Annotated in this window: 25 protein-coding genes; 12 read left to right on the forward strand and 13 right to left on the reverse strand. The window is 61.8% G+C overall.

Annotation, left to right across the window (positions count from 1 at the left end):
* Positions 1-10 precede the first annotated feature (10 nt).
* Positions 11-2,314, reverse strand: coding sequence for an acylase (locus FS777_RS06410; RefSeq protein WP_372239211.1), 2,304 nt, complete (start codon positions 2,312-2,314; stop codon positions 11-13).
* Positions 2,315-2,560: 246 nt separating this feature from the next.
* Between FS777_RS06410 and FS777_RS06415 the strand changes: the two genes are divergently transcribed.
* Positions 2,561-2,935, forward strand: a complete 375-nt coding sequence (locus tag FS777_RS06415; RefSeq protein WP_058639324.1) for a hypothetical protein — start codon at positions 2,561-2,563, stop codon at positions 2,933-2,935.
* Positions 2,936-2,966: 31 nt separating this feature from the next.
* Here the strand turns inward: FS777_RS06415 and FS777_RS06420 are convergent, their stop codons facing one another.
* Positions 2,967-3,155, reverse strand: a complete 189-nt coding sequence (locus FS777_RS06420) for a hypothetical protein (RefSeq protein ID WP_023533551.1) — start codon at positions 3,153-3,155, stop codon at positions 2,967-2,969.
* Between the two features lie 149 nt (positions 3,156-3,304).
* Here FS777_RS06420 and FS777_RS06425 point away from each other — a divergent pair, with 149 nt between their 5' ends.
* From FS777_RS06425 to FS777_RS06440, 4 genes are all read left to right on the forward strand, one after another.
* The gene (locus FS777_RS06425; protein WP_058639325.1) at positions 3,305-3,763 is read left to right on the forward strand and encodes a hypothetical protein; all 459 of its coding nucleotides are present in this window, start codon (positions 3,305-3,307) and stop codon (positions 3,761-3,763) included.
* A 239-nt stretch (positions 3,764-4,002) separates the two neighbouring features.
* Positions 4,003-4,383 (forward strand): Mor transcription activator family protein, encoded by a 381-nt coding sequence (locus tag FS777_RS06430; protein WP_078478675.1) that lies wholly within the window; start codon positions 4,003-4,005, stop codon positions 4,381-4,383.
* Positions 4,384-4,440: 57 nt separating this feature from the next.
* Positions 4,441-5,076 (forward strand): DUF2589 domain-containing protein, encoded by a 636-nt coding sequence (locus tag FS777_RS06435; protein WP_145254535.1) that lies wholly within the window; start codon positions 4,441-4,443, stop codon positions 5,074-5,076.
* Between the two features lie 85 nt (positions 5,077-5,161).
* Positions 5,162-5,761 carry a DUF2589 domain-containing protein gene (locus FS777_RS06440; RefSeq protein WP_145254538.1) on the forward strand — a complete coding sequence of 200 codons (600 nt, stop codon included), beginning with the start codon at positions 5,162-5,164 and terminating at the stop codon, positions 5,759-5,761.
* A gap of 62 nt (positions 5,762-5,823) precedes the next feature.
* Here FS777_RS06440 and FS777_RS06445 read toward each other — a convergent pair whose 3' ends face one another.
* From FS777_RS06445 to FS777_RS06455, 3 genes are read right to left on the reverse strand one after another with little or no spacing between them, the layout of a single operon-like run.
* Complete coding sequence (locus FS777_RS06445) at positions 5,824-9,498, reverse strand: translocation/assembly module TamB domain-containing protein (RefSeq protein WP_145254541.1); 3,675 nt, start codon at positions 9,496-9,498, stop codon at positions 5,824-5,826.
* Positions 9,495-11,237 (reverse strand): autotransporter assembly complex family protein, encoded by a 1,743-nt coding sequence (locus FS777_RS06450; protein ID WP_058639330.1) that lies wholly within the window; start codon positions 11,235-11,237, stop codon positions 9,495-9,497. The genes FS777_RS06445 and FS777_RS06450 overlap by 4 nt, the downstream gene beginning before the upstream one ends.
* 52 nt (positions 11,238-11,289) lie before the next feature.
* A complete protein-coding gene (locus FS777_RS06455) occupies positions 11,290-11,937 on the reverse strand; it encodes a GNAT family N-acetyltransferase (protein ID WP_145254544.1) in 648 nt (215 codons plus the stop codon).
* Between the two features lie 156 nt (positions 11,938-12,093).
* On the opposite strand from FS777_RS06455, the gene xthA reads away from it, so the two are divergent.
* Complete coding sequence (gene xthA, locus FS777_RS06460) at positions 12,094-12,906, forward strand: exodeoxyribonuclease III (RefSeq protein ID WP_145254547.1); 813 nt, start codon at positions 12,094-12,096, stop codon at positions 12,904-12,906.
* A gap of 32 nt (positions 12,907-12,938) precedes the next feature.
* Here the strand turns inward: xthA and FS777_RS06465 are convergent, their stop codons facing one another.
* Both FS777_RS06465 and FS777_RS06470 read right to left on the reverse strand, forming a co-directional pair.
* Complete coding sequence (locus tag FS777_RS06465) at positions 12,939-13,688, reverse strand: anti-sigma factor (RefSeq protein WP_058639333.1); 750 nt, start codon at positions 13,686-13,688, stop codon at positions 12,939-12,941.
* The gene (locus FS777_RS06470) at positions 13,685-14,206 is read right to left on the reverse strand and encodes a sigma-70 family RNA polymerase sigma factor (RefSeq protein WP_058605153.1); all 522 of its coding nucleotides are present in this window, start codon (positions 14,204-14,206) and stop codon (positions 13,685-13,687) included. Before FS777_RS06470 ends, FS777_RS06465 begins: the two co-directional genes overlap by 4 nt.
* A 126-nt stretch (positions 14,207-14,332) precedes the next feature.
* Between FS777_RS06470 and FS777_RS06475 the strand changes: the two genes are divergently transcribed.
* From FS777_RS06475 to FS777_RS06485, 3 genes are all read left to right on the forward strand, one after another.
* Positions 14,333-15,385, forward strand: coding sequence for a catalase family peroxidase (locus FS777_RS06475; RefSeq protein WP_145254630.1), 1,053 nt, complete (start codon positions 14,333-14,335; stop codon positions 15,383-15,385).
* Positions 15,382-15,909 (forward strand): cytochrome b, encoded by a 528-nt coding sequence (locus FS777_RS06480; RefSeq protein WP_145254550.1) that lies wholly within the window; start codon positions 15,382-15,384, stop codon positions 15,907-15,909. The genes FS777_RS06475 and FS777_RS06480 overlap by 4 nt, the downstream gene beginning before the upstream one ends.
* Positions 15,910-16,048: 139 nt before the next feature.
* A complete protein-coding gene (locus FS777_RS06485; protein ID WP_027915556.1) occupies positions 16,049-16,594 on the forward strand; it encodes a cupin domain-containing protein in 546 nt (181 codons plus the stop codon).
* 50 nt (positions 16,595-16,644) lie between these two features.
* Here the strand turns inward: FS777_RS06485 and FS777_RS06490 are convergent, their stop codons facing one another.
* Positions 16,645-17,637 (reverse strand): bile acid:sodium symporter family protein, encoded by a 993-nt coding sequence (locus tag FS777_RS06490; protein ID WP_058639335.1) that lies wholly within the window; start codon positions 17,635-17,637, stop codon positions 16,645-16,647.
* Between the two features lie 114 nt (positions 17,638-17,751).
* Here FS777_RS06490 and ampC point away from each other — a divergent pair, with 114 nt between their 5' ends.
* On the forward strand, positions 17,752-18,894 hold the full coding sequence (gene ampC / locus FS777_RS06495) for a class C beta-lactamase (protein ID WP_145254553.1): 1,143 nt from the start codon (positions 17,752-17,754) through the stop codon (positions 18,892-18,894).
* Between the two features lie 297 nt (positions 18,895-19,191).
* On the forward strand, positions 19,192-19,524 hold the full coding sequence (locus FS777_RS06500) for a hypothetical protein (protein ID WP_058605149.1): 333 nt from the start codon (positions 19,192-19,194) through the stop codon (positions 19,522-19,524).
* Positions 19,525-19,565: 41 nt separating this feature from the next.
* Here FS777_RS06500 and FS777_RS06505 read toward each other — a convergent pair whose 3' ends face one another.
* From FS777_RS06505 to FS777_RS06515, 3 genes are all read right to left on the reverse strand, one after another.
* Complete coding sequence (locus FS777_RS06505) at positions 19,566-19,865, reverse strand: hypothetical protein (RefSeq protein ID WP_058639337.1); 300 nt, start codon at positions 19,863-19,865, stop codon at positions 19,566-19,568.
* A 131-nt stretch (positions 19,866-19,996) separates the two neighbouring features.
* Positions 19,997-20,881, reverse strand: coding sequence for an EamA family transporter (locus tag FS777_RS06510; protein WP_058605147.1), 885 nt, complete (start codon positions 20,879-20,881; stop codon positions 19,997-19,999).
* Positions 20,882-21,073: 192 nt separating this feature from the next.
* Complete coding sequence (locus FS777_RS06515; protein WP_058639338.1) at positions 21,074-21,685, reverse strand: FMN-dependent NADH-azoreductase; 612 nt, start codon at positions 21,683-21,685, stop codon at positions 21,074-21,076.
* A gap of 129 nt (positions 21,686-21,814) precedes the next feature.
* On the opposite strand from FS777_RS06515, the gene FS777_RS06520 reads away from it, so the two are divergent.
* Entirely contained in the window at positions 21,815-22,717 is a 903-nt protein-coding gene (locus FS777_RS06520) for a LysR substrate-binding domain-containing protein (RefSeq protein ID WP_058639339.1), read from the forward strand.
* Between the two features lie 74 nt (positions 22,718-22,791).
* On the opposite strand, the gene FS777_RS06525 is transcribed toward FS777_RS06520, so the two are convergent.
* Both FS777_RS06525 and FS777_RS06530 read right to left on the reverse strand, forming a co-directional pair.
* Positions 22,792-23,205, reverse strand: coding sequence for a DUF1294 domain-containing protein (locus tag FS777_RS06525; RefSeq protein WP_058639340.1), 414 nt, complete (start codon positions 23,203-23,205; stop codon positions 22,792-22,794).
* Entirely contained in the window at positions 23,198-24,028 is an 831-nt protein-coding gene (locus FS777_RS06530; RefSeq protein ID WP_058639374.1) for an undecaprenyl-diphosphate phosphatase, read from the reverse strand. The genes FS777_RS06525 and FS777_RS06530 overlap by 8 nt, the downstream gene beginning before the upstream one ends.
* Positions 24,029-24,154: the final 126 nt, after the last annotated feature.

The raw sequence follows: 24,154 nt of genomic DNA on the forward strand, positions 1-24,154 counted from the left end.
ATTCCGATACTCACCGAGCGCCTAGCCGCTCATCTCGCTCACGGATAATCACCTCCCGGTACGCCGGATCGGCCTTTATCTGCTTCTCTGTGAACGGCATATCATGCAACTGACCGGCAGCGAACGCCTTGGTCTGATCACTGGCATGGGGCGAGGCCGCCTCGCTCGATTGGGAGAACGCCAGCAGACCGCGTGCCTTGGGGCCTTCATCGGTGAAGCTGACCAGCTGTAGGTAGCTGGTGCCGCTGACAACCAAGCGCTTGCCCTGCCCCATCGGCACACTGTACATGGCGTTGTACACGCCAAGCGCCTGGGGCCCGCCCGGCACTGGCGTGCCATCATGGGCCTGTTGTACCTGCCCCCAGTGCGCCTTCGGGTCGATGCCCTCCTCGGCCACTTGCCGGAGTGAGGCAAGGGCCGCCTGATGAACCACCTTGCTCACCGATGCCTGCTCAACCGCCAGACCACGCGGGGTATGCACAGGATCGTTGCGATCGAACGCCACTCGCCATACCTGCGGTTGTTGCTCGATTGCGTTGTAGATGTTTTCAAAGTGCACCAGCCCCATGTTGCTCTGCTGGTTGGCCTTGCCGTTCCAGCTGGCCAGGCTGCGGCACACGGGCTCGACATCAGTGGGGGCACGCTTGCACCAGCTCAGCAGATCCGGCAGCAGCAAACGCGCAAGGTAGACTTTGTCATCGGTCACCAAGCGCTGCAGATCTTCCACACCAAGCAGCGCCCTGCCTTGCAGACGTTCCAACGCGAAGCGCCCACGCATGCCCAGAGGCTGATCGCTGCGGCTGACCAAGGGCGAGTAGCCTGTCATCGGCTGCGCAGGGTTGGTCATCCAGGCTGGATCGTTGGAGTTCTGCACGAAATCATCGCGCTCCAGACGGGGCATCAGCTGCGCCGGAACCGTACCGGGTTGGGCAGCGCGGCTGTCGACTTTCCAGTTGCACAGGCTGCGGGAACCATCGAGCACTACCAGCGGGCCTGTCTGTTCGCCACCGCAGGCATCGAGCAATGCCTGGTCGACGTAAGGCACCACTGACTGGTTCAGGTAGGTCGTCTTGCCACGTTCATCCACGGCGACGGTGTTGACCCAAGGAATACCATGCAGCTGCTCAATGGAACGCGTCAGCGCCGCCACGCTGTCGGCACGATTGATCTGGTACCACTGTTGCAGCACGCGGGCGTTATCGCTGTTGGCATCACGCAGGCTGTAGGCCGTATGCCTGTCCCAGTCCAACCGCCCAGGCCACTGAACGACCGGACCAAATGACGAGCTATACAGAACACGCTCGACTTTTTGCAGTCGGCCATCGGCGGCCTTGACCATGATGCTGACGCTTTGGCGGGTCAGCGGCAGGGACTTGCCGTCGAGCACGTAGCGGGTTGGGTCCTTGGGGTCGAGTTGCAGGCGAAACAAGGTGAAATGCCTGGAGGTGTCGACGGTATGGGTCCACGCCAGGTGGCGATTAAAGCCGATGTTGATCATCGGCAAGCCAGGTAATGCTGCACCCATCACATCGAGTTCACCGGGGATGGTCAATTGCATCTGGTAGAACCGCATGCCTCCCACCCATGGGAAATGCGGGTTGGCCAACAGCAAACCACGCCCATTGACCGAACGCTGGGCACCCACTGCAATGGCGTTGCTGCCACGCTGGGTGGCAAACCGTTGCTGCTGTTCCAGCGCTTTCCCGTAAGCGACGGCGGGCCGCCGGACATCGTTCTCGGGCGGCTGCGCGCCGGCCAGGGCTTCGACGAACTGCCCGACCCCACCTTCTGCAAGTAACCGCCGTGTAAGCTTGACCAGGTCCTGGCTGGTGATGGCGCGCACCCACTCCCCCCCTCCACATTCCTGTGGCAGGCCCTGCTGACGACGCTCAGCCAGTGCTCGATTGAACCCACTGGCATAACCCGCCAAGAGAGCCTGGATGGCAGCGGGCTGCGCGTCCAGAAACGCCTGCACCTGTGTCGGCCCGTTGAGCCAGGTGAAGAAGACATCGCTGGCCAGGTTCTCGCGCTGGTCCACGGTCTGGCCTTGACCACCAAAATAGCGCGAGCGCTCACCGCTGACCGTCAGGACCTGGTCAGCCAGCAAACAAAGATTGTCCTGGGCATAGGCATAGCCAATGCCATAACCGAGTCCTCTTTCATCCTTGGCCACGATATGTGGCACGCCATAGGTAGTGCGACGGATCTGGGCGCTGGCATCTGGCGCTACGGGACGAGCGTGTGCGGTTAAGGCCGCAACCATGAGCGCTGCGGCCAGACCGGCACAACGGCTTGAGCGGATAAATGGGGACACGGACACTCCTCGAATACGGTTCATGCCGGTGAAACGAACGAACGCAAGAAGAGTTTAGGCGGCCTTTACGCTCAGGCCTGACGCTCGTGTACAGGGACCAGGCGTGACGGTAAAAGAAGCCGCCTGATCTGAGCCCACAACAACTGATGAAGGTTTTTTCGCTTTGCATTGCAGATTACAGGCGCTCATTCGTCTTATTCAAAGAGGCACCCATCGTTCGGTTCGTCCAAGAAAAGGAGCATTCACATGTACAACCCGCCAACTCCAGTGCAAGCCAACACGGCGCAGGCCAACACCCCGACTGGGCAGGACGCGCAGGTCGACGAACGAACCGGCAACGAGCAGATACGGGAGTTGCTGCGCAGCTTCGGGCTGCGTACGAGCCTGATACGGCTGAAAGTGATAGACGCCCTGCACGCGGCAGAGCGAAATGGAAGAAGCATTGGCGTGCGGGGTGTGCATGCGCAACTGGAGCAGTTGGACATACCGTTGTCATTTCTCAGCGTACGAGAAGTGCTCAAACGGTTATGTGCCGAAGGCGTGATTCAGCTAGGTGCTGACAAATGCTACAGCCTTGATCCGCAGGCACGTGCCCTGCTGGAGCGACCCACCTCAGCCTGAGTAGCTGGGTTGGCCACTGGACCGACAAACGTCATCGCCTGACTTTACGTCGCAGTATGCCGTTGATCACGACCACAACCACGGCAATGGCGATAGCCAGCATCTGAAAGGTCTGCTCGCTGATCGTACCCGCTTTTTGCAAATGGGAAAGGCCGATCATTAGCCCAAGGACCACCAGAATGATCAGGAGGGAATATTTGAGGCGCTGCACGTGTGTCATCGACGGTTCCTTGCTACATCCGGGACAGATGGCTTAGCTCAAGCCGCGCAGATGATACAACGTTCGCACGCCCCGGCGCTGCATTTCCTGCTGCCTGGTAGCACCCCAACCTGAAAACATTCGGCTTCATCACACGTGTGGGGAGCCCCATGAACAAACGCCTGTTAACACTCATGCTGTGCCTGACCGCCACGCCACTGCATGCTTTCAATACAACTGAGGTGCCTTGCGCAAGACTGCTCGATCTTGGTTACACGCTGAGCCAGCAAGCAGGGAGCAGCCAGTGGCAACAGTTGTGGCAACGGGTTCGAAAGGCTGGCTATCTGAATCCTGGCAACACTTCGTTGCGATTCGAGGTGCCCTCCGCTGTATTGCCAACACTTGCGCAGCAGACCCTGGCGCGCGCCGACCAAGTCCGGCCGGTGTCCGAGACCCACGCGATCTACCGCAGGACCTTCGATGACCGGATTATCGGATCCCGTAACGGGCAGCCTCTGCACGCGCTCTGCGTGCAGGTGGACTGGAGGTCCGTGCCATCCGGGCCGAGAAGTCTTCAAGACGCACACGTGGGCAGTGCCAGTCTACTCAGTGCCTACCCCTGCGACTGAGGTGCTAATACCCAAAGTGCCATACGTTGCGCACATCCCTTCGGGAACATTCGTTTTTCAAGCGCTTGCATGTTTTTTTCCTACACCGTGAGACTGCGCTGCCTGCATAAGCTAGTAACCGAAACTACAGCCCTCACCCCTAATGGCGCCTAGCGGGTCCCGCCGGCTATCACAGAGAATTTAGCCACACCTCGACGTTATGCCGCTGGTGACCCCTACCATTTTCGAAGGAGCGTCATATGGAAACGCCAGACTTGAGCCACATCGACGTTAGCCAATTGCCGCAATCGCTACAGGCACTGATTGAGTGCATAGGCATAGAAAACGCGTACCAGCTGACCTGCGCATTTGGCGGTAGGCCTAAGTACATTCCAAAACACCGCGATCGAACCAAACTTGCTGACGTGTTACCGGCTGAGGCACTCGACGCCCTGATCAAGCGCTTTGCAGGTGTCGCGCTTGAGATTCCCAAGGCTGATCATTTTATCCGTCAATTGCGCAACCACCAGATTCAGAAAGAAAGCGCCAGCGGATTCTCGCGCAGCTTGTTGGCCGACAAGTACGGCCTGAGCCTGCGCCAGATCGGCAACATCCGCCGTCAGGATTTGCCGTTGCGATGAGCTAAGCCTCCTCAACCCGTACACACCCTTAACCTGAAATTTAAAAGAGAACCCAGCATGTCCATAGACAACAGCCTCATAGGGTCCGTCATCAATGCCTTGCCCATGGACCGCATGATTGCGGGCCCGTTGCAGGCCATGGTCCAGGCCCAGGTCACCGCCAGCAAATCCTACGCAGACTTCCTCATGCAAGTCTGCGTACAGGACGGCAAGGCGGTCGCCATCCAGTTCGACTATGACGAGACCATCGTCGACGAGCAGGGCCAACCACAAGGCGTGGTCAAAAAGACGCTGCAAGTGCCGCTAATGGCGGCGATCACCCACCCCAACATCGCCATCGAAAACGGCACCGTCGAATTCGAGCTGGTCGTCAATCAGATGTCCGAAGCCACTTCGGCCAGGGACATGAACGCAGAAGGCGCCGCCTCCTTGGGCTGGGGCCCCTTCAAGCTCAACGTCAAGGGCAGCGTGAGCCATAAGTCCTCGCAAACGCGCAAGACCGACACCCGGGCACGCTACGCCTTCAACACGACCCTCAAGCGACAGGACCCACCAGAGGCAATGATGAGGGTGATCGACTTCCTCACGGAGGCGGCTACCAAGCCCATTATTGCAAAGGATGTCACGCAGCAATCGCCAGCCTTGAGTGCGCCACCTCAGGCTCAGGAAGAGCTCGATAGCCCAACGGCATGACTACTGCCAGCGCAGTCACGGCGCGGCGCGAACTGTCCCCCTGAAGGCTCTTCAGGGGACCCACTTGGCCCAATGAGTCGAACCCATGGACAAGAGCCCTGTCCCTATGACCTCCATTGACCTGCGCGAAATCACTCGCGGCCTGCAGGAAGCTGCGAGCGCCGCCAACAGCATGATCGCGCAACAGTACATTGAACTGTTCGATCGTTTTTTCGACTGCAATCACGAGGAGCTGGGCGCGCCGATGACCGCGAAGATGGTCGAGGTGGCCATGGATGGGCAGCACCTGATGCGCGTGCCCCTTTTCGCGCTAGTGTCGCCTAAAGGGTTGGCACTGGAACGGATGCAGGTCGACCTGTCGGTTCGCGTCCAGAATACCGAAGCACAACGAGCATTAACCCCAGCCGACGCAAGCCGCTCGGCCAGTTTCAAGGTAACCATCGGTGGCCAGGGGCGCCAAGGAGATAGCCGCGACCCCGACGAGGTGCAGATCCGGATGCAGTTCCAGGCAAGCGAACCGCCCGAGGCCTTGAACCGGCTGATCGAGGAATACACCAACTTGATCATCCCAGTTCGCGCCCCGGCTCCGGCTCCGGCTCCGGCTCCGGCTCCGGCTCCGGCTCCAGCTCCAGCGCCACCACCCTCGCCCACCAACGAATTCATCGAGGCGGCGACGGTACGTTGATTCCCAAACCACCTGCTTAACCCGACTCTCGGTCGGACCAAGCCGGCAACCTTCGGTGGCGACTAGAAGTCGCGTTTGTAGAAGACGTCCAGGGAGCTTGCCACGCCACTGGCAGCCTCGACATACACCTTCTTGCTGAGCTTGTAGCGCAGGGCGATGGTGTTGGCCGGCTCGAACACGCCCACTCCATAGCGCAGGCTGAGTTTCTCGGTCAGGTTGCCACTGGCCACCACACTGGTGGTGTTGCCTGAGCCCTCGGTATCGAGCTGGAAGTCATCGATACCCAGGCGGGATGCCACATTACCCGTGATCCCTGCGCTGCCGGCCAACCCCAGTCCCAAGGCAGCCTCGGCCAGCATGTTGTTGTCTTCACCCGATGCCCCCAACGGACGGCCAAGCACCAGGTAGGACAACGCTTGTTCCTGGCTCATGGCAGGCTCGGAAAACACCGTACTGGTCGGCTGCTCGGCGTTGCCGCTCAAGCGGATGCCGGCGATCACGTCATCGACTTGGCGGATCGCTTCGATGTCCAGGTAGGGCTGGTCGATCGGCCCGGCAAACAGCAGCCGGGCGCGGCGGATGGTCAACCGCTGGCCGTAGGCGCGGTAGCGACCATCGGCCAGGCTCAACTCGCCACGCGTATCGAGGTTGTCACCGATATGCACGTGCCCCAACAGGTTGGCAGTCAGGCCGAAACCACTGAACGACAGTTTGCCTCGGCCTACCTCGACATCGATATCCATGGCCATGGCCATCGGCGGCTTGCCCTCCTCGGTCTGGTTGCCGACGATGACCGTGTCGTCGGAAACCTTAACCGTGGAAGGGGGCAGCTCGCGCACCGTGATCTTGCCGTTGGGCACCTGCACCTTGCCTGTGACTGCCAACTTGTCGTCGATCAGTTCCAGGGTAAGGTCCGGCGCTACCTCCAGCGTGGCATAGGGTTCGACCGTGACAGGCAACTGCTGCCCTTGCACGCGGATGTTCATCCCCAGCGCCTGGCCCCAGGTCAGGTTGCCATCGACCTGGCCGCGACCTGCAGTGCCGCTGCGCCAGGTGCCGGCAAGCTGCACCTGTTCACCCGCGATCCGGGCCTGAAGGCCGAGGTCCTGGAACTGAATCGGCAGTTCGGCACCGGTGATCTGGCCGCCGCTCAAATTCATGCTGCCGTTGACTTGCGGCGCCAACAGCGTGCCAGACAGCTGTCCGCTCCCCTTGAGCTCCCCAGCCAGGTGCTCAACCATCGGCACGAAGGGACGGGCCACCGAGAGGTCGAGACCGGCCAGGTTGAAGTCGCCGGACAACGGCTTGTCCTTGCCCAGTGGATCGATACGCGCCGTGAGATTCAGCTGCCCCAGGCGCTCCCCCAGGAATGCAAGACGCGTATCGATACGCCGCGGCGCCAAGGTGCTATCCAGCCGCAGGGTCTGGTAGGGGAAATCGACCCAGCGGTTACCGTCATTGACACGCAATGTGCCGCCACTGGCGTCAACCACCACGGTGCCCTTTGGGCCGCTGGCGGGCAGGTCCAGGTTGATGTCGGCATTGAGCAGGCCCTGCCATGCGAAATCCTTGGGCATCCACTGCGCCAGGCTGTCCAGCGGGAAGCGCTTGAGGTGGTACCGCAGGCGCGGCTCAGGCGCCAACCGTTGATCATCACCACACAGACTGGCCTGCCCGGAACGCCAGCAGTGGGCGCCGAAATCCAGCTGACCGCTGGCCAGGCGCTGCAGTTTGGCAGGCGCCTGCAATTGCCAGTCTTGCCCGCCAGCCTGTACCCGCCCAGTGGCTAGGCGGCCGCGCCAGTCACCGTTATCCAGTTGCCCGTCCAGACCCACGTCCAGCTTCAGTTGCGGGCCGTTCAACGCCAGCGTCAATGCCTGTCGTCGCATGTCACCATTGCCGACCGCCTGCAGCGTACCGAGGGCGGTGTCACCCGCCTGGATACCCGTGACTTTCAAGTCGATATTGGCCCGTTGCCGGTCGTCCAGACGGGCCGAGAGATTCAGTTGCTGCAAGCGATTCTCGGCCTGTGCCAACCCGGTACCGCGCAATGCCAGCGTGCCTTGCGGCGCCTGCAGGGTACCGGCCACGTCCAGTTGCCCCTTGACCTGGCCCTGCAGCTCGGGCCACAGCTGCCCCAGCCGTGGCAGATCGATGTCCACCTTGCCGGCCAGGCGCTGTTGCAGGCTGCCACTTCCGTTTATACGATTGTCACCCAGTTGCACGCGCAAGGCTGCCAGTGTCCAGCGCTGCCCTGCCCCGTCCGCCTGAACGTTGAGCACAGCGGGTTGGCCGCGCAGGCGCCCCTTGAGGTCGAGCTGAGCGTCGAGCGACAGGTCATCGCCCTGCAGCTGGCCTTTGCTACGCAACGGCCCGGCCAATGTTCCAGGTAGCTCCGCCACCCAATAGGCCGGGTTCAGCGCCGACAACTGCAGGTCCACGTCCCAGGCGAGCGCTTGCGCGAAGCGTACGGCCACACGGCCTGTCGCCTTGCCTTGTCCCGCAGTAAGCGCCAGCGTTGGCAAAGTGACCTGCTCCAGATCCCCTTCGAAAGGGCTTGCCACCTTGAAGGCGCCGGCAGGCCCGTCCAGATCGCCATCAAAGCTGCCCTCGTAGCGACCGTCGCGATAGCGAACCTGCGCGTTCAGGCGTTTGAGCGTCACCTCAGGCGGTGTATCCAGCGGGTACAGGCGCAGCCAGGGAAAGTCCTGCCAAGCCAATTGGGCGTCCGCTGCCAGGCCGTCCTGCCAGTCGACCTTGGCTTGCAGCTTCACCTGCTGGCTATCGCCTGCGTTGAGATCAAGGCCCTTGACCACGGCACCTTTGCTGTCGACCATCCCGGACAAAGCCAGGGCGATGGGCGACTGCTGGGCTGGCAAGTTGGCAGACCCGGTCAATGCATAGCCCGTCTCAAGGTTCCCATCGGCTAACAGCACCAGGTCATCGAGCTGCAGGGTGTCGGGCAGTGCCTCGGATGGCTTGAACGCCTTGGTCTGAATGCTCAGGCTGGCCGGCAGGTGTTCAGCCAATGCCTGGACCTTGCCCGCAAGGGTGGCATCCAGATACCCATTGCTCGTCCCGGTCAGGTCAAGCGAGCGTTGCAGTTCACCCGTGGCTTGCAATGCCAGTTGCCATGGCTTGTCCCCCACGGCGGGGAGCTGCACCTGGGCCTGCAACTGCACAGGCCAATCGCCTTGAGGCTTCACATCACCTTGCAGGCCCAACTGCAGATCGTCGCGGGTCAGGTGCAGGCTGTCGATGCGCATGCCTTCACCGGTCCAGTGCGCAGCCAGTTGCAGATCACCGAGCAGGTCGCTGCCATCCAGGCGCAGTTGCCCTATCTTCACCTCGCCCAGTTCGATGGCAAGCGGCAAGTCCAATGTGGGCAGTTGCAGCGGGCCGTCGTCGCTGACGTCAGTCGAGGGGGCGAACGCCATGTCGATTCGTTCTGCGTGCAACTGCTCGATGCACAAAGCCCCACGCAGCAGGCATGCCGGGGACCAGTTCAGCAACGGCGCCTGCGTCTGGACTTGGGTCTGCCCATCGACGTAGGAAAGACGAGTGGCTTGCCAAGTGCCCGCCAAGCGTCCTGCGAAACCCTCCACGGTCAGCCCGGGAACCTTGCCCAGCGCCCAACGGCTGCCGCCCTCGGTGCCGATCACCAACGCGATGGTCAGCGTCAGGACGGCCACGAGCCCAAACAGGCCCAGCAGCATGTATTTGATGACAGATTTCAAAGCTCAGGCCCCATGGAAAAGTGCAGGCGGATGCCGCCGTCGTCGTCCAAGGCCTTGGCCAAGTCCAAGCGTAGCGGCCCTACCGGTGAAACCCAGCGTACGCCGAAGCCGACCCCCGTCTTCAGGTTGGGCAACTCGAAGTTGTTGAACGCGTTGCCCTGGTCGACGAAGGTCGCCAGGCGCCATTTGTCCGTCAGGGAATACTGGTATTCGACGCTGCCCGCCACCAGGTAACGGCCACCGATGCGATCCCCGTCGCTGTTTTTCGGCGACAGGGTCTGGTAGTCGTAGCCGCGCACGCTCTGGTCGCCACCAGCGAAGAACCGCAGCGAAGGCGGAACGCTGTTCTGGAAACCGTTGGTGGCGCTGCCGCCGAACTGAACGCGGCCCAGCAGCCGGTGGTTCTGACCTACCGTGGTGAGCCCTTTGAGCAGCACGTTGCCGCGCAGCAGGTTCGTATCGGAACCCAGGCCTTCCTTTGCCACTTGCGCTTCGAACTGCACGCGATAGCCATTATGGGGGTCAATGCGGTTGTCGCTGCGCAGGAATGAATAGCTGATACCGGGCATGAGCAGGTTGCTAAGGCCCGCATCGTCCCCCAGCCGGTACTCTTCGCGCTGGTACTTGAGCGATATGACCCGCTGCCAGCCGCTGGGCAGCTTGCTGTGCCATTCAGGGCCTACCGTCAAGAGCTTGCTGAGGGTGTCGGTGCCCGCCAGTTCTTCGTTCTGGTACCCCCCGGCAAATCGCAGTTTGTCGGTCAACGGCGGGTCCAACGGGATGTCGTACCACAGCCCCACGTTTTGACGCGGCGCCGACAGCTCCGCTTCCCAGCCATAGCTGTGCCCCTGGGGATTGACCCAATGGCGCGTCCAGTTGGCCTTGCCGCGCGGGCCAACGTCGGTGGAATACCCAAGGCCCAAGCCCAATGTGCGAGGCTTGCGGGTTTCCAGGCGTACATCGACCGGAATATTCTGAGCGACTGCGGCCGTGGGCGCGGCGTCTACGCGCACACCCTCGAAGTAGCCGCTGGACTGCAAGTCGCTGTTGAGTTCGGCAATCAGCTCCGAATCGTAGGGCGTACCGGGTTTGAACGAGACCATCCGCTGCAGCAAATCGTCGTCCAACGGCGTATCGCCACTGAAGGTGACCGCGCCCAGTCGGTACCGCGGCCCACTTTGGTAGACCAGGTCGATATCGGCCACCCCGGCGCGGGGATCGACGGCCAGGCGCTGCTGGCTGAAGCGACCTGCGAAGAAGCCATAGCGTGAGGCCTGGTTCTGAATGACACGCTTGGCATCCTCATAGACACCATGGTTCAGTTGCTCGCCAGTGCGAAGCGCGCCCCCGGAAGGCACTCTGAACGCGGTCATGTCACTGGCCGGCCCCTCGACACGCACGGTCACGTTGCGCAGGCGTATCGGCTCGCCGGGCACGATGTTGACCACCAGTCGTGGTGAACCGTCATCGTCGCGGGGCGGCTTGACGTCGGTACTTATCTGGGCCTGGTAGTAGCCCAGCGCCTGGGCCGCTTTGCGCGCCTGCTCCTCGGCCCCGCGACTGAAACGCAGCAGCGCTTGCTCGTCGCGGTCGCCCAAGCTACCGATATAGCCCTCGACATTGGCCTTGAGCGCCTTGTTGGCCGGCTTGACCGTCACCACCAATTCGCTCTGGCCCCATGCAGCAAAGCTGACGGCCCAGATCACCAGGCCCCAGCGAACTCTTCCTGAATATGTCATCCCGCGCATGCTACCAGACCAAGGGTGTAAAAGAAGCCAACCGAAACGCCATTCACGCCAAGGGTTCACTGACCTGAGCGCTGTCATACATCAGAACGCGTTGGCGCACTGTCCCAATGGCGACCTCGCCAACCTCGACAAAGCCTTGCGTGTGATAAAACGCCACGTGTTCATCATTGCCCGTGTCGACGACGATCCCTTCGACCTGCCCATTCTTCATACACCATTGTTGTACCGCATGTAACAACTGGGTCGGATACACCTGGCCTTGCAGCGCCGGCAACACCCCCAGTAGCGGCAGCACGTGCACTTGATCGGTAGGCCGACATGTCGAGACAGCCGCCTGGTACGCCATGAAGCGCCGGGTGGCGCGCACCCCCGCGCCAACCATCATGCGCAGGCGCCAGGCCCAACTGTCAGCCACACCCAGACGCCGCAGTGGCGGCACAATCAGCGCGACGCCTACCAAGCGATCGTCCAGCAGCAGGCCAACGGCGGGCAGTTGCAGGTAGAAATGCTGGCGTACCCACTCGCGTAGCAGCGTACGCAGGCGGCGCTCATAACCAGGGCGATGCGCTTCGAGCAGATAAGCGAAGGTAGGGTCGTTCCGGTAGACGGTGTACAGCAGTGCCCGGGTTTCGCGGCGATAACCGGAGTCGAGCAGGCAAACGCGGGCCTCGGCGGCAGGGGCTTGAGACATGGAGGGGAACCTTCTGGGCTGGCTGATAGGCCTTGGAGGCACAATGCCGCCCATCGTTCACCTTCGCGCCATGTCAGCCGCGCCTAAGCGCCCTCATGCTGGTGATCAACGCCGATGTCGGCTAGCATCGCGACTTTTTACCGGGATCGGCTCTGCATGAAGATCGTCTGCTTCAACATCAATGGCCTGCGGGCGCGCCCACACCAGTTGGCCGCCTTGGTCGAAAAGCACCAGCCGGACATCATCGGCCTGCAGGAAACCAAGGTCAGCGACGATCAGTTTCCACTGGCCGAGGTCCAGGCTCTGGGCTACCACGTGCATTACCACGGGCAAAAGGGCCACTACGGTGTCGCCTTGCTGTCACGCCAGGCACCTTTGAGCTTGCACAAAGGGTTTTCAACGGACGAAGAAGACGCCCAGCGGCGCTTCATCTGGGGCACCTTCGCCGACCACCACGGCAACCCCGTCACCGTCATGAACGGCTATTTCCCCCAGGGCGAAAGCCGCGACCACCCCACCAAGTTTCCCGCCAAGCAGCGTTTCTACGCGGACCTGCAAGCGCTGCTCGAAAGCCAGTTTCGCAGTGACCAGCCCGTGTTGGTCATGGGCGACATGAACATATCCCCAGAGGATTGCGACATCGGTATCGGCCCAGACAATACCAAGCGCTGGCTCAGGACCGGCAAATGCAGCTTCCTGCCAGAGGAGCGGGAGTGGATGGAGCGCTTGAAAGGCTGGGGGCTGGTGGACAGCTTCCGGCATCTGCACCCGGGTGTCGACGACCGTTTCAGCTGGTTCGACTACCGCAGCCGCGGCTTCGAGGACGAGCCCAAGCGTGGCCTGCGCATCGACCTGATCATGGCCTCGGCAAGCCTGGTTCCGAGGATCAAGGCTGCAGGCGTGGATTACGAACTGCGCGCGATGGAAAAACCGTCGGATCATGCGCCCATCTGGCTAGAGCTCAGCTAAGCCAGCCTAGGGCGCAGGAGGCCTTGTACGGCTCACAACGTCGTGCGCAAGGCCTCGCCGATACCCACACCGCGACCATCATCGGCAGCACTGACCAGGGCGAAATTGTAGGCGCCATGGGACCAGTATCGGGCCTGGAGCTGACCATCGATTCGCTGCCCTTGCGGCATGCGCCGGAAGTGCTCGCCGGGTGAGCGCAGGAACAGGCTGATACGGCGCCCCGCCCCGTCCTGGAACACCACCAGCGCCGCCGGCCCTTGCTCGTTACTGAGCAGCCGGGCGCCCACCGGGGCGAACCCGTAGCCTGCCAAATCAGGCAGTTGGCCCACCTGGTGAAAGTGCGCTTGCAGCCAGGTGCGCAATTGATCGGGGTCACGCGCCTGAATATCCAGCGCTTGGCTGTCGGCGAACAATCGGTGGGCCTGCACGGCATCAGCCATGGGCTTTGCGTCGGCAAAGCTGGCATCGCGCGCCTGCCACCCGCCAAGTCCCCCAACGCCTAAGGCTAGGACGATCGCTGCAGCACTTGCCCAGCGACGCTTCAGGCGGTGTCGCGCCTGTTGGCGCAGCTGATCGCGGTCAACCCGCGGGCCCGCCAGCGGCTGCGCAAGGCCCGCCAGGCTCGTGCGCAACTGGCGCGCATCGGCGCGCCAGCCTTCCACACGTTGCGCAGCCTTTGGATGATTGGCCAGCCAGGCCTGGACTTCGGCACGGCGCACCGGGTCCAGGCGGTCATCGACGTAGGCGTGAAGCTCTTCTTCGCTAGGAATAAGACGGGTCATTTCAATCTCCGCAAGGCCGGTGGTCGAGGGCTGTCCTCGGTCAATGCACGCAGGGCATCGCGCGCCCGCGACAGCCGTGACATGACAGTACCGATTGGAATACCCAACGTCTGGGCAGCCTCCTTGTAACTCAGGCCCTCAACGCTCACTAGCAACAGCAACGCGCGCTGCTCGGTCTTGAGCCGGCCAAATGCCTGCAAATCCGCCTGCGCCAGCACGATGTCCTCAAGGTTATCGCCGGCCGTTTCTTCGGCAGCGCTACTGCTGGCGAACCAGGACAGCCAGCGGGCATGCAACCGTTCTCGCCGTTTGCCATCCAGAAACAATCGATAAAGGATGGTGAACAGCCAGGCGCGCAGGGCATCGGGATCCTGATGCTGCTGACGCCGGCTCAAGGCACGTTCGACCGTGGCCTGCACGAGGTCATCCGCACTTCCCGCCTCGCGGGTCAGCCAGAGGGCGAAGCGACGTAGTCGGGCCAGTAGCGCTCGCCATTGTTGGTCGTCCAAGTCCTGCATGGAAAATATCCGGTCGATGATGGGGCAGTGTAGAGAACAGACGCGTTGGAGAAAAAGTTATTCCCGCTCGGGGAATAACTTTTCCAGGGCAGCGTCGTACTGGCACTTTTCGTGAAATCAACGGGACTGACCATGAACCAACCTTTGCACGGCCGGGCCAAGGCCTGGCGGCTTGCCGCAATCGGCGCGGTGATGCTGGCTGCCGGTGCGGGCTTCGCCTACAGCGCCGGCTGGCTTGGCCAATCCGCGCTCACACCACAGCGCATCATCGACACGTTCGAGGCCCAGGCTGAGCACTACCCGGGTTATCGCAAGAACCACGCTAAAGGCCTGTGCGTGAGCGGCTATTTCCAGGCCAGCGGGCAAGCGGCAAGCTTGTCGACGGCACGGGCATTCACCCAGGCGCATGTGCCGGTCACAGGCCGCCTGGCCATTGGTGGTGCCAACCCGTTTGCGCCTGACACCGGCATCCCCGTGCGCAGCCTGGCAATCGAACTCGCCACCGACGATGGGCAAGTCTGGAGGACCGGCATGAACAACCCGCCCGTTCTGGCGGTAAGTACGGCCGAGGCGTTCTACGAGCAGGTGCTGGCCAACACCCCGGACCCGGCCACGCGCAAGCCCGACCCTGCCAAGGTACAGGCCTTCTTTGCAGCCCACCCCGAGAGCGCCGCGTTCAGGCAATGGGCAGCCAGCTACAAGCCCAGCGACAGCTTCGCCAACACCCAGTACCACAGCATCAATGCATTCAAGTTGATCGATCACGACGGCCATGCCCATCCGGTGCGCTGGCAGCTTGAACCGCTCACGCCGTATACGGCCTTACCGGCGAAGGTGGACGACCCTCTGTTCCTGCAACATGACCTGCGACGACGGCTGGCGCTGGGGCCGTTGCGCTGGACCCTGCGCCTGGTACTGGCCGAACCGGACGACGCTATCGACGACCCTGCCAAGCCTTGGCCAGCGAGCCGGCGCAGCGTCAACGCAGGCACCCTGGTGCTTGAGCAGGTCGACGCACCGGAACAGGGTGCCTGCCGCGACCTCAACTTTGACCCCTTGATACTGCCCCACGGCATCGAACCCTCCGCCGACCCTATACTCGCGGCCCGGTCAGCGGCCTATTCGGAATCATTCAACCGTCGTAGCCGCGAGTCCTTGAGCACGGGAGCCCGACCATGAAACCCACCACCTTTCATCCCGTCGCCCGCCTGCTGCACTGGTCGATGGCGTTCCTGATCCTGGCCATGCTCTTGATCGGCGTGAGCATGGTCACGGACCTGTCGGTCCGTCACCCCGTACTGGTCAGCTTGCACAAGATCACGGGGCTTGCGCTGCTGGTGCTGATCGTAGCGCGCATCATCGTGCGCCTGAGCATTCCCCATCCACCTCTGCCCCAGGACCTACCAGCCTTCCAGCGCCTGGCTGCCGGCGCTTCGCACCTGCTGCTGTACGGCCTCATGCTAGCCATGCCCTTGCTGGGGTGGGCCATGCTCTCGGCCGGCGGGTACCCTCGCCCGTTTGGCCTGCCGGCGATCGTGCCCCATGATTTGCAGCTGTATGCCATGCTGCGCCAGGCGCACGGCTGGGGAGGCTACCTGTTGTTCGCCACGGTACTGGTACACGTGGGCGCTGCGCTGATGCACGCCTGGGTTCGCCGTGATGGGGTGCTGCGCAGCATGTGGCCAGGATCAAAGGCGGACTGAGGGCGCCGCATCTTGCCTGGCGATGGCCCGTCCGGCCTCGCTGGCAGCGGGCACCTGCAAACCGCAGCGCGCAAGCCTTGAGAGTGTGTTTTAATGCGCCTCGCTCATTATTCTTGACACCTCTTATTACAAGGCGGCTATGGACACGGGGACGCGACTCAAACTAGTGCGTGAACGCAACAACCTCTCCCAGCGAGAGTTGGCGCGCCGCAGCGGGCTCACCAACTCGACCATTTCGCAGATCGAGCAGAACCGCGTCAGCCCATCGGTCAGTTCCTTGAAAAAGCTGCTGGAGGGCATTCCGATGAGCCTGGCAGAGTTTTTCAGCTTCGATGAACCCGTGCGTGAGGAGCGTTTCGTGTTCCGGGCGGGCGAGCAGCCCGACTTGGGTCGCAACGGATTGCGCATGCTGCTGGTAGGTGCCAGCGTCGAGGGCCGGCAAATGCGCATGCTGCGCGAGCTTTACGCCCCAGGTGCCGACTCGGGCGAGCCCATCGTGCATGCCGAGGGCGAAGAGTGCGGGCTCGTCACGCGAGGCACCGTCGAGCTGTGGGTCGATGGCCAGGTCAGCGTGCTCAATGCGGGAGATGGCTACTACATCCCTACCACCCTGCCCCACAGTTTCAAGAATATTGGCCAGGACGAAGCAGAGATCATCAGCGCCAATACCCCCGCGAACTTCTGACCCAGGCGACGTGATGGTTGCAGACCACGTGAGCTGCAACCATCACCGGGTCATCGCACCGTCGGCACCTCGATATCATCCTGCTCGCGGCTCGCATAGTGTTGGGCCAGCACAGCGCAGACCATCAGCTGGATCTGGTGGAACAGCATCAATGGCAGGATCATTGCGCCGATGCCGCTTCCGACGAACAGCACCTGCGCCATCGGCACACCGGTTGCCAGGCTCTTCTTCGAGCCTGCGAACAGGATGGTGATCCGGTCTTCGAGGTTGAAACCAAGCACTTTGCCCAACAGGCTGGTCCCCACCAACACCACGGTCAGCAGGATGCCGCAAACGGCGAACAGGCCTGCCAGGTGCTGCGGCGAAACAGTGTGCCACAAGCCCGTGACCACCGCCTCGCTGAAGGCGGTGTAGACCACCAGCAGAATCGAGCCCTGGTCGACGATCTTCAGCCAGCGCGCATTGCGTTTAACCCAGGCACCGATCCAGCGGCGGGCCAGTTGCCCGGCCACGAATGGCACCAGCAACTGCAGGGTGATCTTGAGCACTGCGTCCAGACCCGAGCCGGTGTCGCCGCTGGCGCCCAGCAACAGCATCACCAGAACCGGGGTCAGGAATATGCCCAGCAGGCTGGATGCGGCTGCGCTGCAGATGGCCGCTGGCACATTACCCCGCGCCAGCGAGGTGAACGCGATGGCCGACTGGACGGTGGCAGGCAGGGCGCAAAGGTACAGCACCCCCAAGTAGAGCTCGTCTCCTACCAGTGGCAGGAACAGCGGCTTGAACGCCATGCCCAGCAGCGGAAACAGCACGAACGTGCAGGAAAACACCAGCAGGTGCAGGCGCCAATGCCCCGCTCCAGCGATGATTGCCTCCCGCGAGAGCTTGGCCCCGTGCAGGAAGAACAACAAACCGATCGCCAGGTTGGTGAGCCAGCCGAAATACACCGCCCCTTGTCCTGAGCAAGGCAACACGGTGGCGATCGCTACCACTGCCAGCAAGGCAAGGGTGAAGTTGTCGAACAGCATGCGCAGGTACTTCATCACAGCTCCGTCTTGTCTTTGGGCAAGGACGGAGGATAAGGTCTAGCGCCCCCAGACGCTAACGCCGGAACCCCTTCTGGTATCGCGCAACGGACAGTCAGCCAAGGAATCTTCATGATCTGCTCCCGCTCCGTGGCCCTTGCGGTCGCCCTCACACTCGGCGCCCCCTGGTTACCCGCCTACGCCAATGACCCGCTGCGAATCAAAGTCGACACCGTCATCGGTCCCCTGATGCAGGCCCAGGGCATCAGCGGCATGGCGGTCGCGCTGTATGCGAATGGCCACGCTCATTACTTCAGCTACGGCGTCGCCAGCCGCGACAGCGGCGTGCCCGTTAGCCGCGACACCCTCTTCGAAATTGGCTCGCTGAGCAAGACATTCACCGCCACGTTGGTGGCAGTGGCCAATGCCGAAGGCCAGCTTGCCCTGGACGCCCCTGCCAAACGCTATCACCCGGCCCTGGCTGGCACTCCCCTGGGCGACGCCACCGTGCTGGACCTGGGCACCTACAGTGCCGATTGCCTGCCCTTGCAGTTTCCCGACACCGTGGAAACACCCCAGCAAGTGGTGACGTTTTTGCGCCAATGGCAGGCCAAAGGCACGCCAGGTGCCCAACGGTGTTACTCCAACCCGAGCCTGGGCCTGTTCGGCGACCTGGCCGCCCGCGCCCAACACCAACCGTTTGCCACCTTGCTTGAGCACAACGTGCTGGAGCCCATGGGCCTGCACAGTACCTACCTGGAGGTGCCCAGTGATGCACGTAGCCTGTATGCCCAAGGCTACGATGCCAGCGACAAGCCAGTGCGCGTAAACCCTGGCCCTTATGCGCAGCAAGCCTACGGCATCAAGACCAGTGCCAGCGATCTGCTGCGTTATGTGCGCTTGAACATGCAGCCCGACGGTCTGCCTGCGCCCTTGGCCCGCGCCACCCTCATCACCCGTAGCGGCTACGCCCAGATCGGTGAAATGACACAAGGCTTAGGCTGGGAGCGTTATGCGTACCCCGTTGCACTGCGCACCCTCATCGCCGGCAATGGCCCGCAGATGATACGAGGCCCCCAGCCGGCACAACGGCTGCAGCCGCCTGCCGCCCCATTGGCGGGAGCCTGGTACAACAAGACAGGCTCCACCAATGGTTTCGGTGCCTACGCAGCGTTCGTCCCGTCTGAGGGGTTGGCCATCGTGCTTCTAGCCAACCGCAACTACCCCAACGAAGCCCGCGTGCGCGCGGCATACGAGATTCTTTCACGGCTTTGAAATCGAGGATTGTCGAACAACTCTACGAAAATGTAGTGAGCAGAAAATATCACTACAAAATGGTTGACGCCGTTCATCGCGCTTGTGCATGATGAGGCCGTCTCCCTGATCGGGAGCCGTGGCAAGGGTGTTCCAGGCCGCCTGCGCGGTAACGCAGGCGGTCCGTGGAGAGGGAACTGTCCAAAAGGCAGCGTGAGAAAGCCCCTGTTGCAAAGCTGCAGTAGCAGCCTTGGAAACGCGCTACATCGCGATAGCGCCAACTGTGAAAATCACCTGAAACTGGGTAATGGGGGCTTTATGATGAACTTGAACGACAATCCGACCATCGATCAATTGGCCAAGCTGTTCGCCACGCGCAAGGACAGCCTTGATGACCATCTGTTGTGGGTGAGCCAAAGCGGCGAAGTGCGCCTGGACCGCTTGCCACCCAACACGATCGAAGATGAATTCCAGGAGCACCTGCCAAGCATGCGTGCGCGATTCAAGGCCTATCGCCGAGGCCAGGGCTATGTGGGCAAGAAGGCGGCTGCCGATACCGAGTTCGTCGGCCGTGTCTTGCAAACCCTGCAACAGCAATGGCCAGAGGCACGTACGCAACGTGCCGTGAAAGTGATCGAAGCGCAGTACTGACCGTCACGCTGTATCAAGCCCGGCCACCGCGCCGGGCTTTTTCATGCGCGCCTTTTGGCGTTTTTAGGTAATGGCATGGCACCTGTGGCCAACGCCCGAGCGCGCTCAACACCCCAAACCAGCGCCCGGGTCATGGTTTCCCCAGAGCGCGCAGGATAATACTCCTCCACCAGAGCCTGACCATTGCGTGCGTAAAGGCCGAGAAACAGTTGAGTTGCGCCTTGCCTGGACAGGCGCACCTGCACATCCAGGGTGGTGCCATCGCTCAGCACTTCGTCGTGGCAGCGGCTGTGCAGTTGTGCATCGGCCCACTGCCAATAGGTTTCGTCCCTGACTCGCATCGTTTGCGGTCCTCCTTACAAAAAACGCAACCAAGGAACCATATCCGTGCCTGATAGGCGACCGTAACTGACCGACATCATGAGCTTGGTCAATCAACGCTTAAAAAAAGACAGGTAGCACTCGTAATTACTCAGGCCCTCGCAGCCTTGAGTCGCTGTCCGAGTCGGGCGCCGAACACGTTCACCAACAAGCCACTCATAACCAGCAAGGCACCCCAACCCTGGGTTTCGGTCAGGCGCTCGCCCAGCAGCAGCGCTGATGAACTCAGGCCTATGACAGGTACCAGCAGCGAAAAAGGCGCGACCTTTCCGGCCGGATGGCGCGACAACAGCGTGCTCCAGAGGCTGTAGCCCAGAATGGTGGCCACGAATGCAAGGTATGCCAGCGCGGCAATCGAGTGCCAGCCGATGTGCGTGAGCGCCTGGCTGATGCGTTCAGGCCCCTCCAACCAGCCAGAGAGCAGCAGAAAAGGCAGCGGAGGGATCAAGCCGCCCCAGATGACCAATGCCACCAAGTCTATCGACCCGAAGCGACGAGTGATGATGTTGCCCAAGCCCCACATCGCCCCGCCACACAAGGTCAGTACCAGCGCGAGCATGGGGACATGGCTACCGTCTTCGCTGCCGATCAGCGCCAGCCCACCGGCGGCCACCAGCAGCCCGAGCACGCTGGCCACGCGCAAGCGCTCGCCCAGAAACAGCGCAGCGAAGCCCAAGGTGAAGAAGGCCTGGGACTGCAGGACCAATGAAGCGAGCCCCGGTGGCATGCCGCTGGCCATGGCCTGGAACAGAAATGCAAACTGCCCCAGCGAGATGGTCGCACCGTAGGCGATCAACCAACGCCACGGCAGGTTCGGCCGCTTGATGAAGAACACCGCGGGAAAAGCCACAAGCAGAAAACGCAGCGCCCCCAGCAACATGGGTGGCAACCCATCGAGCCCGACCTTGATCACGACGAAGTTGACGCCCCAGGCGATGATTACCACCAGAGCGATGAGCAGGTCCTTGAGCGGCATTGCGGCTTCCTTCTTCAGCACTTATACATATTTCGTTACAGCATAAGGCTATTCCTCAATGAACCACCATTACAGTTGCGCCCTAGCGTTGCGCAACAGTGAGCTGTGCGGCCATCAGCAACATGCGGTTGGTACGCCCATGAAAAAGGGCCGCCTAGGCGACCCTCAACTTGCGCTCTGTCTCCACTGCCTTCATGCCACGGCGAACAGATCGTTCTCGATGTGCGCCTGGGCCGCAGCAATCGCTTGGGTGCGCTGCTCCGGGCCATAAGCCAGGCCATGAGCCCGAACCACTTGCAGGTCGCTAATACCGATGAAGCCCAGGAACACCTTGAGGAAGTCTTCGTGGCCGACCCCTGTTGGTTGATCGGCGTGCATTCCCCCTGCCGTGGAAACCAGCACCACTTTCTTGTCACCGCACAGGCCTTCTGGACCAGCCTCGGTATAACGGAAGGTCTTGCCGGCGACGGCGATGCGGTCGATCCAAGCTTTGAGTTGGGTCGGCACGCTGAAGTTGTACATTGGCGCGCCGATGACCACTGCGTCGGCGGCCAGGAACTCTTCGAGGGTCTCGGCACTGAGCTTGGCCTCGAAGGCCTGGGCCGCATCGCGCAGCTCTTCACCGGTGCCGGCAGCCATCAGGGTTGCGGCCGAGAAGTGAGCGATGGCATCGGCTGCCAGGTCGCGATAAACCACTTCAACGTTCGGCTCAGCGGCCTGCCACGCGGCGACGACTTCACGGCTCAATTGGCGCGAGGCCGAGTTGTCACCCAGGATGCTCGAATCGATGTGCAGCAGTTTCATGGGGTACTCCTGTGAAAGGGGGTAAGGCTGAATATATTCGATGAAAAGGATGTTACCTAAGTGTGTAATGGATGATAAGTGCGCCCAATCGCGCTAGTTTGTCCTACCCCTGGAACAATGAGCCGTGCCATGCAGGATTTGAACGACCTGTTTTACTTTGCCCGTGTCGTCGAAGCAGGCGGGTTCGCCGCCGCTGGACGCCAGCTCGGCATTCCGAAATCAAGGCTATCCCGCCGTATCGCCGAACTGGAGGATCGCTTGGGCATGCGCCTGCTACAGCGCACCACGCGGCAAGTGAAACTGACAGCCGTGGGCGAACGCTACCTGCATCACTGCCAAGCCATGCTCCTCGAAGCTGAAGCCGCTGAAGAGGCAGTAGCCAGCATGAGCAGTGAACCACGCGGCAGGCTACGCGTGTCCTGCCCGGTGGCCTTGGGTCATGCGTTCTTGCCGGACGTGGTAACCCGGTTTCTGCAACAGTATCCGCTCGTGCAGCTGGATCTGGTCTTGCTCAACCGTAGAGTGGACCTGATCTCTGAAGGAATAGATGTAGCGCTGCGAGTGCGCGACTTGGGCGATGAAGACCCTACGCTGGTGACCAGGCGACTGTGTCAGGCACAGATGCAACTGGTAGCCGCGCCCGGTTTCGCCCCCCAGGTGCGCACGCCTGAGCAGCTGGCCGACCTGCCGGTGCTGGGTGCACCCGAGGCCGACCGCCTGGTACACCTGAGGCTGCAGGGGCCAGGGGGCCAACAACGCGCCTTGGCGCTCGAACCCAGGCTGTCAGTGGACGATTTCGTGGTACGTAATGCAGCTGTACGCGCTGGGCTGGGCTTCACCGCCCTGCCCAGCCTGTTTTGTGAAGAGCAGCTCCAACGCGGTGAACTCGTTAGATTACTTCCGGACTGGTCCTTGCCAGGCGGCTACCTGCAGGCGGTTTACCCGCACCGACGCGGTGTCACGCCTGCGGTGCGGGTATGGATCGACCATTTGGCCGCCTCATTCGAAACGTGCGGGGAACGTTACGTCTGACACATCACAGAGCCCAACCCGAGTGGCCGGGACTTCAATAGGGGGCGCTCGCCCCCATTCGTGATACAGCGGCTTCACCCCAACGCTGCAGCTCGCCCTTGAAAGAACAGCCAATACGCCCAGGCGGCCTGGTGCACGACCACGATGGCCCAGAACTTGACCTGGTAAGGCACCTTGCGTGTCTTGTGCCGGAACACCTGCTGCGCCAGCAGAGCCCCAGGCCAACCACCGAACAGTTCTACACCATGCAGCAGCTTCTCCGGGGTGCGTCGCGCTTGGCTGCGGGCCTGGGACTTGTCGCGCCAATAGAGCAACACAGTGAGCAGACTCATCACCGGGTACACCACCAGCGGCCACCACGCCTGCGCGTCGTAGGCCAGGCACGCGACGCCCAACACCGGCAGCACACACAGCAGCCCCAGCAGCACTCCCTTGAACTTGGCATTGCGTATCCGTGTCGGGCGCTGGCGGTCTGACTGCTCATCCATGAGCGACGGTCCAGTCGACCCAGCCAAACAGCCAGCTCGCCAGGATCAGCATGCCGAAGACGATCCGATACCAGGCAAAGGCTGCATAACTGTGGTTGGCGATGAATTTCAGCAGACCGCGTACGGCGATCATCGCGAAGATGAACGAGGTGACGAAGCCCAGCGCAAAGACCGGCAGATCATCGGGCTGGAACAGATGACGGTACTTGTAACCCGAATACACGGCAGCCCCCACCATCGTCGGCATCGCCAGAAAGAAGGAAAACTCCGTCGCGGCAGTACGCGACAGGCCAAACAGCAGGCCGCCGATGATGGTCGAGCCGGAACGCGAGGTACCCGGGATCATGGCCAGACACTGCACGAAACCGATTTTAAGCGCGTGGCTCCAGTGCATCTCGTCGACATGAGTCACCTGAACCCTGTGTTGGCGTCGCTCGGCCCAGAGCATGACCACCCCACCCAGTACCAGCGCAGCTGCCACGGTGACAGCGTTGAACAAGTACTCATGAATCAGGTCGGCGAACAATACACCCAATACCAACGCCGGCAGGAAGGCCAACAGCAAGTTGCCGGTGAAGCGCTGCGCCCTGGGCTGATTCGGCAACCCACGGACCACATCGAATATTTTGCCGCGAAACTCCCACATCACCGCCAGGATGGCGGCCAGCTGAATGATGATGTTGAAGGCCATCGCCCGCTCACCTGTGAAACCGATGAGGTCGGCAACGATGATCTGGTGGCCAGTACTGGAAATCGGCAGGAACTCCGTCAGCCCTTCCACCACGCCCAGTATGATTGCCTGAAAGGCCGTCCAAAAATCCATCATTCCCCCGATGGAGCCTGCTCGTGGCAAGCTCCTTGTTCTTGATTTGCCTGAATATTGCCGCACGCGGCCCGGCAGTTTTACAGCGTCTGTTGGTCGCAAAGCCAGTGGAAAAGTTCACGGTTA

Origin of the sequence: Pseudomonas sp. DE0157, from assembly GCF_007678615.1 — a bacterium.
In the GTDB taxonomy this organism is placed as follows: domain Bacteria; phylum Pseudomonadota; class Gammaproteobacteria; order Pseudomonadales; family Pseudomonadaceae; genus Aquipseudomonas; species Aquipseudomonas parafulva_B.

Bases quoted from the DNA above. Each gene is read 5' to 3' on its own strand.
- FS777_RS06415 (WP_058639324.1), top strand. From the start codon at position 2,561: ATGTACAACCCGCCAACTCCAGTGCAAGCCAACACGGCGCAGGCCAAC.
- FS777_RS06420 (WP_023533551.1), bottom strand. From the start codon at position 3,155: ATGACACACGTGCAGCGCCTCAAATATTCCCTCCTGATCATTCTGGTG.
- FS777_RS06425 (WP_058639325.1), top strand. From the start codon at position 3,305: ATGAACAAACGCCTGTTAACACTCATGCTGTGCCTGACCGCCACGCCA.
- FS777_RS06430 (WP_078478675.1), top strand. From the start codon at position 4,003: ATGGAAACGCCAGACTTGAGCCACATCGACGTTAGCCAATTGCCGCAA.
- FS777_RS06435 (WP_145254535.1), top strand. From the start codon at position 4,441: ATGTCCATAGACAACAGCCTCATAGGGTCCGTCATCAATGCCTTGCCC.
- FS777_RS06440 (WP_145254538.1), top strand. From the start codon at position 5,162: ATGGACAAGAGCCCTGTCCCTATGACCTCCATTGACCTGCGCGAAATC.
- FS777_RS06450 (WP_058639330.1), bottom strand. From the start codon at position 11,237: ATGACATATTCAGGAAGAGTTCGCTGGGGCCTGGTGATCTGGGCCGTC.
- FS777_RS06455 (WP_145254544.1), bottom strand. From the start codon at position 11,937: ATGTCTCAAGCCCCTGCCGCCGAGGCCCGCGTTTGCCTGCTCGACTCC.
- xthA (WP_145254547.1), top strand. From the start codon at position 12,094: ATGAAGATCGTCTGCTTCAACATCAATGGCCTGCGGGCGCGCCCACAC.
- FS777_RS06465 (WP_058639333.1), bottom strand. From the start codon at position 13,688: ATGACCCGTCTTATTCCTAGCGAAGAAGAGCTTCACGCCTACGTCGAT.
- FS777_RS06470 (WP_058605153.1), bottom strand. From the start codon at position 14,206: ATGCAGGACTTGGACGACCAACAATGGCGAGCGCTACTGGCCCGACTA.
- FS777_RS06480 (WP_145254550.1), top strand. From the start codon at position 15,382: ATGAAACCCACCACCTTTCATCCCGTCGCCCGCCTGCTGCACTGGTCG.
- FS777_RS06485 (WP_027915556.1), top strand. From the start codon at position 16,049: ATGGACACGGGGACGCGACTCAAACTAGTGCGTGAACGCAACAACCTC.
- FS777_RS06490 (WP_058639335.1), bottom strand. From the start codon at position 17,637: ATGAAGTACCTGCGCATGCTGTTCGACAACTTCACCCTTGCCTTGCTG.
- ampC (WP_145254553.1), top strand. From the start codon at position 17,752: ATGATCTGCTCCCGCTCCGTGGCCCTTGCGGTCGCCCTCACACTCGGC.
- FS777_RS06500 (WP_058605149.1), top strand. From the start codon at position 19,192: ATGATGAACTTGAACGACAATCCGACCATCGATCAATTGGCCAAGCTG.
- FS777_RS06505 (WP_058639337.1), bottom strand. From the start codon at position 19,865: ATGCGAGTCAGGGACGAAACCTATTGGCAGTGGGCCGATGCACAACTG.
- FS777_RS06510 (WP_058605147.1), bottom strand. From the start codon at position 20,881: ATGCCGCTCAAGGACCTGCTCATCGCTCTGGTGGTAATCATCGCCTGG.
- FS777_RS06515 (WP_058639338.1), bottom strand. From the start codon at position 21,685: ATGAAACTGCTGCACATCGATTCGAGCATCCTGGGTGACAACTCGGCC.
- FS777_RS06520 (WP_058639339.1), top strand. From the start codon at position 21,815: ATGCAGGATTTGAACGACCTGTTTTACTTTGCCCGTGTCGTCGAAGCA.
- FS777_RS06525 (WP_058639340.1), bottom strand. From the start codon at position 23,205: ATGGATGAGCAGTCAGACCGCCAGCGCCCGACACGGATACGCAATGCC.
- FS777_RS06530 (WP_058639374.1), bottom strand. From the start codon at position 24,028: ATGGATTTTTGGACGGCCTTTCAGGCAATCATACTGGGCGTGGTGGAA.